Source organism: Microbulbifer sp. VAAF005, assembly GCF_030012985.1.
GTDB lineage: Bacteria > Pseudomonadota > Gammaproteobacteria > Pseudomonadales > Cellvibrionaceae > Microbulbifer.
The window spans coordinates 4323355-4341037 of record NZ_CP120233.1; the positions used below are offsets into that span (position 1 = coordinate 4323355).

Genomic DNA, 17683 nt, shown 5'->3' on the forward strand with positions numbered 1-17683 from the left:
GGATGTTATGGCGTGGGATGATAGTTATTTTTGTGGGTATCAGATTATATCAGGGGATAAGCCTGTTGACGAGCTGAGTATGGCTTTGAGAAAAATTACGGTTGAATATACCGAAAGGTTTAGTCGAAAGCCATCAGTTGCAGAATTACTATATGCCTTTAAAATTGTTATCCAATCGTTGGGGGAGGATCTATTATCTGACCCTGAGAATTTAAATAGCATGGTTATAGAACTAATAGGTAGAAATGATGATAGCTGATATTGATAGCTTTGAAGGCACATTTTGTGATCTTACCCCCCTGGTTACTACTCAATTGAAAAAGATGGGCAAGAGCTTATAAAAATCTCAAGTCTTGAGGTGGAAGGTAGAATCTTAAACTGTCAATTTGAAGTGCTTAAATCAAACTATTCCCGCGAAGAAATTGAAGAGCTGGTATATGTAGTGATGTTAAAAAGATTTTGTGATGACTTTTATTTAGATCAGGCAGATTTTGTTAAGTTTCATAATCTGAAAACAAATGAGGAGTGGAAAATAATATATTTAGGGTGATATTTGTCTTGGACACTCACAGTTTGAAAAATGGTTCTGACTTTGTTATCAGCACTATAACTAATGCAATTTATAACCAATTTAGAGCTTAAGGGTGATGAAATACCGAAAGTTTTATACTTGAGGCTCATCCCCTGTGGTTTTGGGTAAAAGTCAGAAGAGGTAGTATCGAGAGATTATATTGAAATTAGCAGGGTATAGTGGAAGGTAATTGCCGACAGTTACTGATGCGTATACCGCGCATTTATTGAGCAGGGTGCAGGCTTCCTGTACTGCCTCGACTGATCCTATTAGGCCTTTAAAGCGACTTTCAAAGTTTCGATCGAGGTAGAGCCAGTGTTTTGGTGAGATACCAAGCTGCTTGAGGGGGAGTGTTCTCGGCAATACAGCCCCGTTTTCTTGGATCAAAATTTCAGCCACTCCAGTCCACCAGCTCCAGATAATGCCAACTGGAAGGGCAGCCCTTTTGGCCTGTCAGGCGCTCGCTCCCTATGAACGGCAGAAGCACTTTAGGTTGCCGACCTGAGATTGCTGTGCGAATACGCTGTTGAACCGAAGTGTGGTCAGGCGCTTCTGGAGTTTTCGCCATATTGGCACGGATAGGGTTGAGATCGACATAGGCCATACAGGAAGCAAGGGCATCCAGTAAAGCCTGGGACTTAAATCGACCTTCCCAGAAGCAGCCTGTACAGCTATCTTCGGCATTAGCTTGGCTGGTCATAGGTTCGTTTAAACAGCGCCTAAACCAGCTAAGATCTACCAAATGATTTCGCATAGAGTAACGACACCCTTTAGCTTTATTATCTCGTAGTGATCGAGCGTCGTGCCTGGTAGATAGCGCTGAGCTAAATTAGAAGCCTTAAAGAACTTTTGCCAGCGTAAAATAACCTCATTATCTGACCGTTTAATGCTATTTCTTTGTTGATATAAATTACAATATGGTAGTGATTGCTCATTACCGCATTTGCAGCGATATCAAGATAAAAGATTAAAGCGAGGTTGTGCATCCGAGATTCAATCCACTCGCGACGGCGCTCATAGTCGTTGCTAGGTTTTATATCCTTGCCACACAGAAATACTCTTCGCGCTCAGTGGGAGATGCAGTGATAATAGGCGTTGCCTATAGCGATATTTGAGCGCTGCATGGAAGAAATATTGGTTATCCGTCCTATTTGATTGGTTATTTAAATAGTATCTAATCCAGTATTTTATGCGGTGTCAATATGGCTGGTGCGTGAAGTTGCCGCTTTCGAGGGTGTCGAGAATTGATGCTCATGAATTTTTGAATGCGAATACAGTTAAAATCAAATAAATGGGAAGTGACTTGGATGACCTTAGAGTAGAGGATGAGTTGACCTGAATCAATAAATCTGTTAGGCATGAAAATCGTTTAACATGCATCATTATCAAGACTTAGGGGTGTGTTAACTTCTACCTAGCTCAATTCATGGGCCTCTTACCCATACAGGAGGAGTGAGTCTTCTTGATAAATTTGTCAGATTGGGTCATTTGCTTGGGCCAGCATATGGCCGCTAGATAGAAACGAGAATTTCAGTGAAAATTTTTTCAATGCCTGAAAAGGCTTCCGAAGACTTGGTGTCTAAATTTGAGGGTGAGCTGGGGTATCAATTTCCCGGAGAGTATAGAGATTTTAATTGAGAATAATGTTTGTTCTGTAGATCCTTATGGCTTTTTTTATAAACATACCTCAGAGATTAGTAGTGAAGATAGGCCAAAGGGAGAGGTTGGAATATTCTATGGATTCACTGAAAAAGAAGAGCGATGCATAGATTGGATGAAAAAAGTCTATGTAGATAATTCCCGGATACCAAAAGGGTACTTTCCTATAGCAGTGGCTGGAGGGGGAATAATCTATGTATTTGTGTTGATAAAGCTAATTTTGGAAAAGTTTACTTTTGGAACCATGAAGCGTAAGAAGCAAGGAATCTGAGGTGCCTTGCGGATAACTTTAATGATTTTTTAGGCCCTTAAAAAAGATTGTCTAGTTGTTTAACTTGAAAAGATAGTAATTTATTTTTCAGCGATGAATATCAAGTATCTATCCAGCCAATTTTCTTTAAATTACAATCAATAAAATTTGCATGTAAATTCTAATTGCAATGGTTACCCTGGCCCTCCCTTTGCCTATATTAAGATGAGGGGGATTGCCCAAGTTCACCTGCTCTTGATGACGTAGAGCCATAGGGGGATCTATAAATCTTATTATTAAAATTACCTGAATCAAAAATACACGAATTTTCTTACAAAATAACACCTGGCGAGCAGTATAGGGTGGTTATATTTTAGGTGGGATATGAACTTTAAAAATCAAACTTTAGATGGTCAAGAGCTTGTTTTAAAGGATGCTGAAGTTAACGTACTGGGGCCTGGATTGACTTTAAATAGGTGTACTATTGTTTCCGAGGCCTCAGCGAAAGCTCTGTCTTTTTCAGGAGTTTCAGTTGTTGATAGTACCTTCATTTCAAAGGTAACTTTAGCAGACTTTCAATGGTGTAAAGTAAACTTGAAAGGCGTAAATTTTTTAGGGCGGTACTCCGGTTGCGACTTTGGTCAATGGGAAGAATTCCACGGTAAAACTGGTGGTATTGTCGATTGCGATTTCAGAGGCGCAGAGCTGGATAACTGTCGATTTATGAATTGTGATGTAAACTCTCTAGCTTTTCCGAAATGGCCTTACTACACGATCACGTCACCAAGAGACCAAGCTTCCAGTATTAAGGCTAGTTCTTGGCCTGGTAAATTGGAGTTGATAATGAGTATATTTGCGGATAGTCCAGAAGATTGTGTAGCTGTAACAGGCGATGCGAACGGGTTACTCAAACGATTAGGTGGAAGTGAAGAAGAATTTAAAGCTGCCTTATTACAATTAGATGGAATTATTTGTTAACGCCAGCAGTTTTTTCAGGTAATTCTGGACGCTCAGCCAACAAAGGAAAATCGTTGAAAGGTGGGAGGGAGGCGATAGCCCTCTACCGAATAAGGCCTAGGAAGCCGCTGGACATCGATTCATGGACGTTGTCCGGCAGTAGCCAGGGTTGAATTTTTACAAGGGGGAGCTCCATCAGGATCGAATCTTGATAATATGACTTGAGATCATCGGTCCTGCCGGGTGATCCTCAAAATCGAGAATAGTTTACGTGCCACCCGCAGGCTACCACTACGATGCACTGGACCGCCTCTCCCGGGCTGATAGCCCCAATCCAGAGTATTTTGTGCATGGTTCTGCGCACAGTAATTTTTCCGATGCGAACTCGAAAGATGAAGCCAAACAGCGGGCCTGCACCACTCAAGTCAAAGACAACTGTTTAACTTTCTTTGGCAATACCGACTATCGTTACGACATTCACTAAAATCGTATCGCAGAGCTGTGTGGTAAAAGGCAAAACTGCAAACCTACTACAAAAGTCGCCAACAGTTGGTGCTGGTTGAAAACTCAAGGTAGAGAAAGGTGTTGAGCAGCTTTAACAAGAAATTCACTACCAGTACGATTCGCTTGGCCATCGTATTGGTAAGGTTACTCACAATAAATATACGAGCTTCCTCTGGGGTGGCGATGTTTTACTTCTTGACAATAGAGGTAGCTGGATATCCACAATTTAAAAAAAGATTATAACTTTTCTGTCAGCACTAAACTCGATTCAATTTCTAACTGATTTAGTGCTTAAGGGCGATAAAATACCGAAAAATTTATACTTGAGGTGAAAATCCTATAGTTTTGGAAAAAACCTGAAAGGCGGGGTATCAAGATATTCTACTGAAATTAGTAGGATGCATTGGAAGGGAAGCGCAGACAGTTGCCGATGTCGTGTATTCAGTGTTTATTCAGTCGGGAACAAGCTTGCTGTACTACGCTTACTGATCCTGCCAAGCCTTTAAAGCGACTTACAAAGTTCTGGTTATATCAAAGACAGCGTTTTGGTGAGATACTCTATCGCCTGAGCGTGAACGGAGTGTTTTTGACAATATAATCCAGTTTCTTTTGATCAAGTTTTCCCCACTTCATTGCATCGGCTCCCAATAGAGACCAGCACTGGCGGGCCACCCTCTCCAGGCGCCCGCCACTCAAAAATAGTTAAAGTACTTTAGCCCAACTACCTTAGTGTAAAGGTGTTGATGGGCAACTCCTAACGATAGATTGGCCCTACCAGAAATAGCCAATAATTCTCTGCCCCTTCCAAAGTATCTGATAAATCTAAAGATTTCAGCGAGTATAGGGTGGTACCGGCAAGGTAAGCTCTGGATTGGCACTGATTGTGGCTTGACAGTCGCTAAGCTAGCTATCGTATACTGTATGTACATACAGTCTTGTGCCTGGAGGTGGATATGCGGGGTAGAAATATTACTATTGATGGAGAGCCGGTTCGGATTTGCCGCTATCGTTCGGGTTTTAATGACCAGCCAATGTACGCCATCTGCATTCTTAACTATACAAAGTACGTGCGTAGCTTTTCAGTGTTTGTGGATGTAAATCTGCGTAGCGAGTTGGAACTCACTCTGGCACAGATGCGAGAGGTTGAGCGCAGTATGAACTGGATGGAAGTCACAGCGTGAGAATATAAGGCTCAGGCTGTTTATACTAGAAAGGAGAACTATTATGGGCAGAAAAGTTAATCGATTTGCAATTTTTGCTGAGCGTGTTCATTTAATGAATGGCGGTGCAAAGAGCTTTAGAGATACTGCACCCACAGAAAAGGCTGCAAGAGATCTGGCAGAAGAAATTGCTAAGTCCGAAAAAGCGGAGTTTTATTCTTGGTTGCAAATTCTCGATATCATGACTGGGAGTTATACTGAATACTCAATCAAAAGGGGTGGGGTTTTAGAGAAGAGGGAGTGTCCTAAATAGTAGAAAATTATTAATAATTGGTTTGGTGCGTAACTATGATCAAGAAGGTAGACATTATATAAATTTTTTAAAGAGCTAGTTGTTCTCCAAAAAGTCACAAATGAATGTTCTGTAATTGTTGATTGGATTTAATCTGCCACAGCTTAAGAAGAATATAAAATATTCTGATGTAGTAATTTTTACTTGTTTTGGTTTTAAGTCTGAGGCTGGGGTATATAAATCCTGGTCTTTATATTTTCTTTCTTTATTATAATTTAGATGGGGAAACATTATAACGTAAGTCTGAAGTGGGTTTGCTTGACTAGTAGTAGGATGGCGATGCCGTTGGTAGAAAACAAGCCCTGCCGACCTAATTGTCTATTTCAAGATTGCGGGCTAATCGAACTACTTTTACTTATCTTAACAAATCTCTTAAGGGGATTTTGAAGTTTTAGTGAGATGGTGCTAGGTTTGAGAAAGCTACTAGCTTTGTGTGTTCATAGATCAGGTTGGATATTTTACAGTGGTATAGCTTCACTTGCAGAAAGCCCACTTTGGGTACTGCTTTAGTATACAAGCCGGCACCTGCCGGCTTGTATATAATTACATTATTGTTTTTCTTTATATCTATGTTTGTGGTCAAATTTAAGGTTTGCTAAATCCAGCTTGGGTGCTGGCTATAGTTGGTCAAAATTAAATTAACTGACTAAACAATAACTATTTGGTGACGGCCTTAAGCCTGGCAACAAATCACACAACTGCTTGGTTGTACATTGTATTTATTTGCTCCATGATTACCTTTAGGTGAAATGTTTTTTCACGAGTAAAGAAGTCATCTGGATGGGGTACCTTTGCTGAGTAAACTTCAGCGAGCATATGCAAGACGATATAGGTGTATCGATTGTTGCATTCTTGCAATAGCTGCCCCTGAATTAATTTGGCTCCCAACCTTGTAAGCATTACCACTTTTTGATCCAAAAGCTGAGCGCCTCTTAGGCTGTTTATCGCTTCTGAGATATGACCATATGCAATAAATCGGGCTCGCTTTTCAGGTATTCCCATAAACCCACATCCACCAAAGCTAGTCGTTTTGTTTTCCATTCGTATGCGAGAACGATTTGCATAAAATTCGGCCCATTGGGTAATTTTTGTAGAGCGACCTTTAGGTGAAGGATCTTCACGTGCAATCTTGGCTGCAGTCTTCCTCGCATCCTTAACAATTTCATTCATGATTATCTTCTTTTCTTGTTCACCTACGTCAATTCCCATTCCCTGCGTGGTTTCCAGCGCCAAGCCATTTAATTCTGACATGAAATTCTCCCTAATAGTGTTTGTTCAGGCATCAAGCAAGACCATTGAATACTATTAGGGATGGCGGATCTACTAAAAAATAAATTAATCAATCGGATATGTTGAGTTGCAGCTAATAAAGTCGATTACCGATATGCAAATTCAATATTTTTTCTTTTGTACTAAAAATAAATTGAATTTTTCTCGAAAAATCAAAATTACTTTGTTAGTTGGATTGAGTATTCTTTTGCAGTCTATGGTTCTTGGTTGAATAGGATTGCCATTTGCTAGAGGGGCGAGAATATAATTTCGTTGGACGTATATTTTGGGTGTTTTGAGTTGGGCTTAGTCGCTGGCGAAGGCTGGTAAACCCAGCTCAAAATACTAATAAATATCTATTTACCTTAAGCACTTTAGATTCTAAATAAAATCCAATAGGATCATTTTGATGTCTATCTTTTAGGCTACGGTCTAGGGTTCAAAATATGACACTTGCTGTCTGAAAAGGGGGGTGAAATAATCGTTCCAGATGTGATATATTTTTGACATTGACCCGGCCGGCAATAGGCTAACTCATATAGGGCAGAAGCCAGTTTAGGTTAAATCAAATTATTTTGCCTAGATCACTGATTTCTTATTATTTTTTATCTCGCTGTGATCAAGAGTATCTGCTTGGGGATATTGCAGGACCAAAATGAAAGTTTTGATTCTTTTTCAGTGGAGATGAAGTCGACATTGTGCTATTTCAGTGCCTTTTCATTGTTTATATAAATTATGTTATGGTAGTGATCACCCATATCAATCGAGAAGATTAAAGTCAGATTATGCTCCCTGGATTCAATCACCTTGCGACTATTTCTATAGTTTCTAACTGACCTTATATCTTTACTTAACAGAAATTCCCTTAGGGCATAGGGGGAGGTGTAGTGTTAATAAAGGATGCCTATAAACAGATTTTAGTACTGGGTAGAAGAGGTGCTAGTTACCTAAACTGCATAAAGTTTTATCCAAACCAACTTATTGATTTGGTGCATAACTTGTAACTTTTAGAGTGCCCCATTTATTAATTGTAACGGATAAGTCTTCTATAAAATAAGCACATTGTGTATCACTGTATGTGATAAGGTATCCTATAAAGATTTATCTAAGGGGGAGATGATAGTTATTGGACAATTTTAATCTGAGATTGCATTAAAAGAAAGAGGGTAAGATTTGCACATACGTTGTTTTACTTTTCGGGTGAGTCCACTTTCTTTTGGTGTTTTAGCTATAGTGGCACGAATAGAGTTTAGATAGAAATAGGCTATACGGGGAGCAAGGGCTTGTCATTGAGTAAGGCCTGGAGCTGAAATCAGCTATTCCTAGTAGCGGCATGTACAATTTTCTTCGGCATTGGTTCGGAGGGCAATAGGCTCATTTAAGTAGCGAAAATACCAGCTAAAATCCAATAAGCGATTTCTCTATAAATTGATGACTTCTTTGAAATATCTTATCTCGCCATGATTGAGAGTATCTTCTTAGACAGGATGTAGGGTCAGGCTATAGGCTTTGAATATATTTTGCCTGTAGAGGATGGCCTCCATATCGGACCAGTTCAGAGGCTTCTCTTTGTTGATATAAAGTACGGTATGGTAGTGGTAATTTATTATAATATAGGCAGCAATATCAATAGTTAAGGTTGAAGCCAGATTAAGGACCATAGGTTCAATCTGCTCACAGCGATCTTCATGAGTTTTGCCAGATTTTATATCTCTACCGTACAGAGCCGCTTTTCGTAAACAGTTGGAGACACGGTGGTAGTAGGGGGCCTCTAGTGCGGCTTGAGCACTGCGCGTAAGAGGCATTACTTACTACTTGTCTATCTATACAAATTTCATTCGATATTTTATGTGGTATTAATTTGGGTGACGCTTGAAGCTACTACATTTACGGATGTCCAGAATTGTTCCTAATTATTGTCGTCCTAAATATTTTCCCTTTTATTCTTGCTGCCTAGAGTTTTCTAGATCTTTCTCCGATTCTAGGGGGACTCTAGGGGCAAAATTTACATTTTGTCTGATTTTTGCTTCGGTCATATTCTTGGCTCTTTCATAATTAGTTCCATTCTTTTCTTTCGAATATTTTTTAATAGTCGTGGTTACACCCTTCTCATAGATCTATGTTTATTGGTTCACTTTCCTCGGTACGACGTACTGATATTCGTCTAATGATACGCCCCTCAATTCGCTCAACGAATATTAAAATAAGACTCTTGGTCATACCGTACCACTAGTCAGATAATACTAATTTTGTGGGTGTCTTTGTCTTGTTTTGACTCTGGTAGCTTGAGTAGCCTTTATGATGACTAATTGTTGCCAGCGCACTGCCAAACCAATGATGCATTAAATGCAGCTTTATGTGGCATGCATAGTTACGTCAGTAAAAATTTTGGCGTTGTTATTATCGCAACTATTGTCCATCTGCTATTTAAGGGTTGATATCAATTTTTATGACCCCAATACTCTGCCAGTGCACCAAGGGGTGCACAATTATTGGGGGAGTTTAGGGCCAAGCCCAGAGCATAAATCTCGTAATTTTTGATTTGCTATTGTTTTACTTCCCCTCTTTTCATACTTTAGTTTTTAGAAATAGGCAGTACCCGCTTACAGTCATTAATTTTTTAATGATATTTCTGAAGAAAAGGATTAATCATGTCAAATATTGGTCATGTTGAAGGTTGGGATACAGATAAGCCATTCATTTCTGATAGTCTTGAGGCAACCAGTTTTCACTGGGCTGCATGGACTGGTATAGAGGATTCTACAGAGGGAAGTTATATCCAGGGGATTGTAGAACTCAAAAATACTGGAAAATTTCCCATCCTTGACGCCAAAGTTTTTTTGGATCTCGATGATAATGGTATGACTTGGGATGCATATCTATGTAATTCATCAGGTACTCCAATAGAAGATGGTTTTGTAAGCTACGGCCATTCCATCGCTCCAGGCGAAACTGTTAGAGTAAAGTACTGGTGGGGACTGAAGCATGTTGCCGGCCCTACTAAGTGTGATTTTTCTGTTACCGTAAACATGTTCCCAGAATATAGAGTTCAGGTTCCCAGATCGAGCGCGCATCAAAGCAAAACCTCAATTCAAGCTTCTTGAGTTTTATATAGCTAGATAATGCGATTTTAGCTTAATAGGAGGGGCGACTTCCCCCTCCTATTAATATACTTATTAAAAAGATGTTCACATACCAATGGATAAAATCGTTGAGTGATGTAATTCAGCTACTTCGGTTTATTCCTTATTGGCTGCCACACCTTCTCTAAAACTCCCTTCCTGGTATGGCTTACCCAATAGTCACTTGGCATAAATTCATTGGGCTGGCGATCTGTGGTTGCTACATGAAAGGCTTTCGCTAAAATGATAGTGTCTTGCATTGGCATTACACCTATTGTACTAAGCCGTATCTGTAAAAGGATCAATGGCTAGAGGTGTTTTCGAGATGCCATCTTATAACTCCATCCTATGGTGAGGAATATATATCCTTGCTTCCTGGCGGGATATTCAGGGCCGTTATAGATCAAGTTATCCTCTACTTGGTTAGCTATTTATACAGTATTTGATCCGGTGTAAGCATGATGGCGCTTGAAGCTACTGCCTTTACGGGTGTTGCCAGTGATCCTACCCACCAACGACGGACACTCTCTTAAGCGATAAACTACGCAGCAGAGGTGCTCTATGACAAGATCAAATAAACCAACCAAAACCACTCGTAAACAGTACTCAGAGGAATATAGAAAGGATGCCCTAGCACTTGCGCTCAAAGTTGGGGTAAGCGTTGCCGCTAAACAGCTTGGGTTACATCCTTCTCAGATTTACGGATGGCGAAGCAAGGCTAAGTTACATCAGAGCCGAGGGGATGCCGAGAGAGAGCTGGCCACAGAGAATGCTCGCCTTAAGCGGCAGCTGGCTGAGCAGGCAGAGGAGCTAGCGATCTTAAAAAAGGCCGCAGCGTACTTTGCAAAGAGCCTGAAATGAGGTACGCCTTCATGCAAAAGCACAGGCATGAATTCAGCATCAAAGCGATGGCCAAGGTATTGAACGTATCTCGCAGTGGGTTTTACGACTGGGTGTCAAGATCGGCCGGCCAATCCAGGTACCAGCAGTACCGAATGCAGCTCGATAGCTTGGTACAGCAGCGCTTTATAGCCAGTAAAGAACGTAGTGGCTCTCCTCGCCTGACGAAGGAATTGGCCAGTGAGGGGAGTAAATATAATCAAAAAACAATTGCTGCCAGCATGCGTCGACAGGGCCTACGGGCTAAAGCCGCCAAGAGATATAAAGCCACAACCTATTCAAAACATGGTCTGCCAGTAGCTCCAAATCTGCTCGAGCAGAACTTCAATGCTGAAGGGCCGAATCAGAAATGGGCTGGGGATATAACCTACCTGCGAACGGAAGAAGGTTGGTTATATCTGGCTGTAGTGATAGACCTATATAGTCGGCTAGTTATTGGTTGGGCGATGTCAGAAACGATGACAGCTACATTGGTCTGTGACGCTCTTCAAATGGCTTTATGGCGACGTAAGAAACCTACGAATGTTATCGTGCATACTGACAGGGGAAGCCAGTATTGCTCTAAAGATTATCAATCTTTGATTACAGCTTATGGTCTGCGGTGCAGCATGAGCGCCAAAGGTAATTGCTATGATAACGCTTGTGCAGAAACATTCTTTCACTCACTTAAGGTAGAAGCAATCCATGGTAACCGCTTTCCCACAAGGTGCCTCATGCGAGAGACCGTATTTGAGTATATAGAGATAGACTACAATCGAAATCGCTTACACAGCGCCAATGGCTATCTCAGCCCTGAGGCGTTTGAGGAACAACTAGTCGCTTAGTGGTGTGTCCGTTGTTGATGGGTAGGATCACAGTTATTACTGCCGCTCTTGTAGGTTTGGGTCATTATTTCTCTAAGTGTTGGCTTAATTAGTGTATTTTGATAAAGTTTATGAAAGTCTTCAGTAATAATCCCAAGCCCTGGTAGTTTAATACATTTTATTTCCTTAACTTCCCTGCTCGAATATCATTTTCAGTCTATCGGCTCCGGATCGGCTAGATATTAAAGTGGTTTTCTGTTCATCATCAATAATAACTGCCAGTTTTCCGTTCAAATAACGCTGAATTTCCGAGACTCTGTCCAGGTTAATTAGATAGCTCCGGTGTAGGCGCAGAAATTGATCTGGATTAAGCTTTTGCTCTAGTTGATCTAAGCCCATTTGTAAGGGCTTGATGCCTTTCTCCGTATGAGCAATAATTGAACCTTGCTCCGACTTAATAAAATAAATATCGTTCAGATCAATAAAGGCCATACGATCATCGCACTTACTTACGAGGCGCTTTAGTGCTATCGAATCACCCCCTACCCGAGTACTGTTATGAATAAGTTTGATTCGCTTCTCCGCTTTTTCGATGGCAGCTTTTAAGCGTTGCAATGGGAAGGGTTTAAGCAAGTAATCGATTGTATCGTGGTTAAAAGCATCAATAGCAAACTTAGAATACGCTGTTGTGAAAATAATATAGGGTTGGTAAGTTAGGGCATCTAGTACATCCAATCCACTAAGATGAGGCATTTCAATGTCCATCAGTAATAATTGTGGCTGATGCTCCTCGATCAATGTTAATGCTTCCAGTCCAGATTTTGCTTCGGCAACCAATTCAATAGACTTAATAGTTGCCAGTTGAGCTTTTAATTTATTCCTTGCCGGTGCTTCATCTTCGGCAATAATGACCCTTAAATTCATACAGACATCTCAACTTTAACGTGGGCACCGTTTTGATTGCTTAGAGTAAGTTTTCCATTTGGTCGTAGCTCAATGCGCTGGCGCAAATTATGAATTCCAGTTCCCTGTGAGTGGATAAAACTAAGAACGCTTTCCTGAAATCCATATCCGTTATCTGCGACTTCAATAATTACCTTGTCATTCTTTAAGTAGATACGACATTGAATCTGTAAGCTTTCTATTGTACGGCAATGTTTGAAGCAATTCTCAAAAATTGGCTGTAATAATAGGGGAGGGATAGAGACATCACTGGCTCTTGGGTCTACCGTAATCTCTACCTTCAAATTATCACCAAAACGTACTTTTTCTATCTCTAAATACTTATTAATTAGTTCAATTTCTTCTTTGATTGTAGTTTCTTCTAGCTCGCCAGTGTCGAGAGAATACCTCAAAATATCTGCCAGTTTATGTAAAACCTCATCAGCAAGGTGTGGATCGCTATGAATATAGGAGGAGATTGTATTAAGACTGTTAAACATAAAGTGTGGATTTAGCTGATAACGTAATGTTTGTAATTTTGCTTTCTGCATGGCGAGCTTTTGCTCAGAGGCTTTATGGCGGTATTCCAGCATGGCGTAAGAACAGTATAAACAGGTAGCCCACATTAGCCCATTAAAAATAATACCCAGTCCCATATTCAATCCGCCTTCGACATTAAAGGCGTACTCTATAAACCAGCTAACGCACTGGTTGCCAATAGTCATATGGACTACCAGGATCATCCACTCTATTAACAATGAATGAAACCCTCTGCGTCTAAGGCGCAATACAATGAGAGCTGTGGACCAAGTGGGTAGCCAATAAAAGAAAACAAACCATATTGGAGCACCAGTGAGGGCACTGCTAACCGAACTTATATCTCCTGATTCAAAAAAGACAAATACGCAAGCTATATCTAGTAACAAAACGACGACAAATGATTTCGCAAAGAAAGGATGCTTAAGATCTTTTAGTATTGACATAAAATATGTGATGAGCAATAGCTATCATAGCTTATTTTTGGTTGGCAAATTATATTGGGAATAAATAAGATAAGATAGTTTTAATTCAACCCAGCTTGATGTGTTTTCTTGTTATCTAAAGGTGAGTATCAGCACCCATAAATTACAACTTAAATGGGTGCGGATACTATGAGGTTCTTTTATATTCTATGGTCTTTCTTCTCCGAAGAAGATTCACAACTGGAACCGATAGGGGGAGTGGCGTAACTCTTCTCGATGAGCTGTTTTCTCTCTACCGGCACACCTGCAAGATAGATTTTTTCTGGGTTTGTAATTGCTTGTATGTTCTCAATAGGATTTTTATTTAGCAGAATAAAGTCAGCACGTTTTCCCTGGGATATTGACCCTATATTCTCACTTGCATTCAAAGTTGTTGCTGCAACCTGTGTCGTGGCGAGTAAAATTTGCTGGTTGGATAGACCCGCCTTGTGCAACGCTAATATCTCGCTTATTAAACCCAGTCCGTGTGGTGAATAGGGATTGCCGGAGTCAGAGCCAGCGCCAATTTTAATACCGGCTTTAGCAAGCCTTATCACATTATTATATGCTACGGATTTTTTCTGCCACGCTATCTCTCTAATGGTTGTTGGCGCTTGGACTTCGTTAAATAGGCAGGCCTGCATTTTAGGGTGTATAGGCGCCAAGTCTAATTGACTGATAGATTGATGCTCATGTTCATCCCCCTGATTATGATATACCGACAGAGTGGGTATATAGGTAACCTTGTTTTGTTGCATGAGTTCTATAAACTCATTGTCCACGGGCTCAAAATTAATACCGTGGGCTAAAGCTGTGGCACCGGCCCTGATTGCTCGTTTTCCATCTTCCAGGGTGGAGACATGAACAAAAAACGGCAAGTTGGCGCTTTGGGAGCGTTTACCGATCTCTTCGAGTACATCATCTGAAAGCGGGATGGTAGTACCATCAAATGTCTCTATGATGGCTTTGGTTAACTTTGGTTGATAACTTAAATGTACATCCCAGCTCGCGCTGATTTGCTCAACACTATCAATCTCATGAACTTTCACCCCGAATTGGGTACCGTGACCTTTAGGGTTGGTGAAGGCGGGACCGGATGCAAACACTAGTGGGGCCGAATCGTCCAGCTGGATTATAAGCTGCATCATCTCGCTGGACATCAGAAGGTCCGTAACAGTGGTAACACCATAATAGAGATGATTGTTTAAGTTGGTTTCTAGCGGCAGATGCTGATAATTCTTATAAGTTGACCCTGATGCACTCAAGTGCACATGTAAATCGATTAAGCCCGGTATCGCATATTTACCTTGTGCGTCGTGGGTACTCTCAGCAGGTAGGGCTGTCCTGGTCATTGGAGTGATTCTGGCTATGCGGTCATCTTGAATGTAGATACGGCTTTTCTCGCTAAAACCCTCCGCATTACTGGTTAATATTTGTACATTATCGATTCTTAAATCGTAGTCATTCTTTTTCGTTTCCAGGGCGAAACTATTACTTGAGGCTAATAGTAAACTAAAGGCAGTGGCTGTAACTTTCATAAGAGTTTCTTTTCCTATTGAGTTTTCGCCTAGCCTATAGCGACAGTAATCTCGGTGTTGAAAAAATGGACGAATCGACATATTCGTAGATGAACGAACAGTTTAAGCCTGTGAGTGGTGTGGCATTGAGGTGAGTTGTGGGGGCTGCTCCTGGCTTGTTAAGGTTAGCCTTGGCTATGAAGGGCAGTTCAAAGCAGTTTCTTGATCGATATAAAGGATGGCAGGCTTGAAATCGCTTGTTGCAGCATATGTTGCGACATCCTGGGAAATCTGTCAGCTGGCTTTTGCCTACTCAATTGAGACGATCTCCATAGGCTTTGCCCGGCCCTATATCTTTACTATCTTTAAATGCTCAAGCAATCGCAGTGGCCATTCATGAGATTTGCGCGCTACGTGGAATAGGCATTGGTTGCTCCCTATCTCTCTGTTTCAAAAAATAATGAATTACTTGTAGTCGTTGACTAGCTGCCCATTTGATGATTCTTTGAATTGAGGGTGTTCGTCATCAATTTCGTAAAAATCAGATTTTTCGCCGGTGAAAATATGCCCCATAGTTTTCAACCCGGTTGGGCCATCTAGTGATCCTGCAATAATTCCAGTGGCATCGAGATTAAATGGTTCCCAGAATAGGCTCGAGCCACATTGCTGGCAGAAGCCTCTGCGAGCTACGTCTGATGTTTTATACCACGCCAGCCCGTCATCTTTTGTTATCTTAAGATTGACTTTGCGGGCCTTTGTATGAGGGCCGAAATTTCCATGTAGTTTTTGACACATACTACAGTGACAGTTAACTACATTGCGTAGTGGCCCTTTAACCTCGTACCGCACAGCTCCACACAAGCAACTACCGGAAGTAATTGAATTCTTGCTGTTCATATAATGAGCCTATAGGTGCAAAAACTTGCTTAAATAGGGATTGTTTTGGTGACAAGGGCTTTTTCATGAGTAGGGCCTGGGACTTAAAACGGCCCTCCCAGAAGCGGCCGGTACAGTTATCTTGGGCATTGGCTTGGCGGGCAATAGATTCGTTTAAGCAGCGTATAAACCAGCTGAGTTCCATTAGGCGGTTTCGCCATAGGTCAATGATTTCTTTGAATTTGTTGTGATCGAGAGTATCCCCCTGAAGATGGCGTAGGGCCAAGCTGGAGGCTTTGAATATGTTCTGCCAGTAGGTATCAGGCCAGTTCAGCGCTTTTTCTTTGTCTATATAAAGTACAGCATGGTAATGGTTGTTCATTACTGCATAGGCCGCGATATCAATAGTGGAGACTGAAGCCAGATCGTGCATCCTAGATTCAGTCCACTCGCGACAATACTCATAGTTTTTACCAGACTCTGTATCTCTGCTACACAGAAATGCTCTTCTTACTCAGCGGGAGACACAGTGATAATAGGACGTCGCATTGAGAGCTGCGTGGAAGATGCATTGGTTACGCCCTATTTGAAGGGCTATTTAAATAGTATTTGATCCGGTATTTTATGTGGTGTCAATATGGGTGGCGCTTGGAGTCACTACCTTTTGTGGGTGTCCAGAATTGCCCAACTTTGAGTAGCCCAATTCCCGATGAAACAACGATTCTTAACTTTCGCCACTTATTGGAGCTCAATCAGCTAGGTGCAGCTCTTTTTGATGAAATCAACAAGCATCTTGCTGAGAATGGCATGGTGCTGCGTGAAGGCACGATTGTAGATGCCACTATTATCTCTGCGCCAACTTCAACCAAGAATAAAAAGAAAAAACGTGATCCAGAAATGCATCAAACAAAGAAAGGCAATCAGTGGCATTTTGGAATGAAAATGCATATCGGGGTTGATGATGTGCTCGGAGTAATACATAGCATAGATACAACAGCAGCCAATTCGCATGATGTCACAACCACAGAGCGAGTTCTCCACGGGGAGGAGAAAAGAATCTGGGGAGACTCTGGGTACATTGGTGCGGAGAAACGTGAAGAGTTGAAAGAGCGGGAGGCGGATTGGTACATAGCAATGAAGCCGAGTAAGCTAAAAACTCTTCCAGGGCGTGATGCACTCCGTAAAGCGGAAAAGATCAAGGCGCAGATAAGAGCAAAGGTCGAGCACCCCTTTCGATACATAAAACGGGTATTTGGTTATGACAAGGTCCGCTATCGGGGACTGGTAAAAAATACTGAGAGGCTGTGCTTACTGGCAGGCTTTACCAACTTATTAATAGGGAGAAAATACTTGGCCACCTAGGGGTGGTGCGCCTGAAATCCGCCAACTGGGGATTTTAGGTGAAAAATTAGGGGACTATTACGCGAAAATTACGCGTTTGTGCGTAATAAAGTGAATTTTTCAAGCAGCTCAGCTTAATTCTGGAAAAATGCTTCGTTGATCAGAGGGTCCCTAAGTATGAAGTTAATTTTCATAGAAAGACTGCTTCTCTTCCAAAAAATATTGCCGATATAGTGCTTTATGAAGACATAGGCGCTTTGGGTTCTTGGCTGCAGACCCTTTGTGTTGCATGTGATGAAATTACTAATAACGCGAAGATGACAGAAGATTCTGTGCAAGCCTTTGTTAAGCATTATGGGTCATACGATATGGCATGTCGGGCCATTTTTCATTTAAGTTGGTTTAACATGCTGGCTAGATACTCTGATTCTACTGGTGTTCCCTTTGAAAGTGACCAAG

16 protein-coding genes and 1 pseudogene are annotated in these 17683 nt (G+C 41.2%); 9 read left to right on the forward strand and 8 right to left on the reverse strand.

Going from position 1 to position 17683, the window contains the following annotated elements; all coding sequences use genetic code 11:
- Positions 1-7: 7 nt before the first annotated feature.
- Positions 8-259 (forward strand): hypothetical protein, encoded by a 252-nt coding sequence (locus P0078_RS19360; protein WP_282931532.1) that lies wholly within the window; start codon positions 8-10, stop codon positions 257-259.
- Positions 260-962: 703 nt separating this feature from the next.
- On the opposite strand, the gene P0078_RS19365 is transcribed toward P0078_RS19360, so the two are convergent.
- Positions 963-1325 carry a hypothetical protein gene (locus P0078_RS19365; protein WP_282931533.1) on the reverse strand — a complete coding sequence of 121 codons (363 nt, stop codon included), beginning with the start codon at positions 1323-1325 and terminating at the stop codon, positions 963-965.
- A gap of 831 nt (positions 1326-2156) precedes the next feature.
- On the opposite strand from P0078_RS19365, the gene P0078_RS19370 reads away from it, so the two are divergent.
- From P0078_RS19370 to P0078_RS19390, 5 genes are all read left to right on the forward strand, one after another.
- Complete coding sequence (locus P0078_RS19370) at positions 2157-2501, forward strand: SMI1/KNR4 family protein (RefSeq protein ID WP_282931534.1); 345 nt, start codon at positions 2157-2159, stop codon at positions 2499-2501.
- A gap of 363 nt (positions 2502-2864) precedes the next feature.
- Positions 2865-3458, forward strand: coding sequence for a hypothetical protein (locus P0078_RS19375; RefSeq protein WP_282931535.1), 594 nt, complete (start codon positions 2865-2867; stop codon positions 3456-3458).
- 250 nt (positions 3459-3708) lie between these two features.
- Positions 3709-3921: a hypothetical protein gene (locus P0078_RS19380; protein ID WP_282931536.1), complete on the forward strand. Its 213-nt coding sequence runs from the start codon at positions 3709-3711 to the stop codon at positions 3919-3921.
- Positions 3922-4894: 973 nt separating this feature from the next.
- Positions 4895-5122 (forward strand): hypothetical protein, encoded by a 228-nt coding sequence (locus P0078_RS19385; protein ID WP_282931537.1) that lies wholly within the window; start codon positions 4895-4897, stop codon positions 5120-5122.
- Between the two features lie 43 nt (positions 5123-5165).
- Positions 5166-5414 carry a hypothetical protein gene (locus P0078_RS19390; RefSeq protein ID WP_282931538.1) on the forward strand — a complete coding sequence of 83 codons (249 nt, stop codon included), beginning with the start codon at positions 5166-5168 and terminating at the stop codon, positions 5412-5414.
- Between the two features lie 729 nt (positions 5415-6143).
- On the opposite strand, the gene P0078_RS19395 is transcribed toward P0078_RS19390, so the two are convergent.
- A complete protein-coding gene (locus P0078_RS19395; protein WP_282931539.1) occupies positions 6144-6704 on the reverse strand; it encodes a hypothetical protein in 561 nt (186 codons plus the stop codon).
- 1496 nt (positions 6705-8200) lie between these two features.
- Complete coding sequence (locus P0078_RS19400; protein ID WP_282931540.1) at positions 8201-8527, reverse strand: hypothetical protein; 327 nt, start codon at positions 8525-8527, stop codon at positions 8201-8203.
- A gap of 846 nt (positions 8528-9373) precedes the next feature.
- Between P0078_RS19400 and P0078_RS19405 the strand changes: the two genes are divergently transcribed.
- Positions 9374-9826, forward strand: a complete 453-nt coding sequence (locus tag P0078_RS19405; RefSeq protein WP_282931541.1) for a hypothetical protein — start codon at positions 9374-9376, stop codon at positions 9824-9826.
- Between the two features lie 579 nt (positions 9827-10405).
- Positions 10406-11568, forward strand: a protein-coding gene (locus P0078_RS19410) for an IS3 family transposase (RefSeq protein ID WP_282931542.1) whose coding sequence is annotated in 2 segments (ribosomal slippage) — positions 10406-10664 and positions 10664-11568 — 1164 coding nt in all. Because the reading frame shifts where the segments join, the coding sequence is not laid out codon by codon here.
- A 165-nt stretch (positions 11569-11733) separates the two neighbouring features.
- Here the strand turns inward: P0078_RS19410 and P0078_RS19415 are convergent.
- The 5 genes from P0078_RS19415 to P0078_RS19435 form a co-directional block, all read right to left on the reverse strand.
- Positions 11734-12471: a LytR/AlgR family response regulator transcription factor gene (locus P0078_RS19415; protein WP_282931543.1), complete on the reverse strand. Its 738-nt coding sequence runs from the start codon at positions 12469-12471 to the stop codon at positions 11734-11736.
- Positions 12468-13214: a sensor histidine kinase gene (locus tag P0078_RS19420; RefSeq protein ID WP_282931544.1), complete on the reverse strand. Its 747-nt coding sequence runs from the start codon at positions 13212-13214 to the stop codon at positions 12468-12470. The genes P0078_RS19415 and P0078_RS19420 overlap by 4 nt, the downstream gene beginning before the upstream one ends.
- Before the next feature lie 437 nt (positions 13215-13651).
- Positions 13652-15028 carry an amidohydrolase family protein gene (locus tag P0078_RS19425; protein WP_282931545.1) on the reverse strand — a complete coding sequence of 459 codons (1377 nt, stop codon included), beginning with the start codon at positions 15026-15028 and terminating at the stop codon, positions 13652-13654.
- Positions 15029-15472: 444 nt separating this feature from the next.
- A complete protein-coding gene (locus P0078_RS19430) occupies positions 15473-15904 on the reverse strand; it encodes a GFA family protein (RefSeq protein ID WP_282931546.1) in 432 nt (143 codons plus the stop codon).
- On the reverse strand, positions 15873-16316 hold the full coding sequence (locus P0078_RS19435) for a hypothetical protein (RefSeq protein WP_282931547.1): 444 nt from the start codon (positions 16314-16316) through the stop codon (positions 15873-15875). The genes P0078_RS19430 and P0078_RS19435 overlap by 32 nt, the downstream gene beginning before the upstream one ends.
- 269 nt (positions 16317-16585) lie before the next feature.
- Between P0078_RS19435 and P0078_RS19440 the strand changes: the two are divergent.
- Positions 16586-17245, forward strand: a pseudogene (locus P0078_RS19440) (IS5 family transposase); the annotation flags it as partial.
- Positions 17246-17683: the final 438 nt, after the last annotated feature.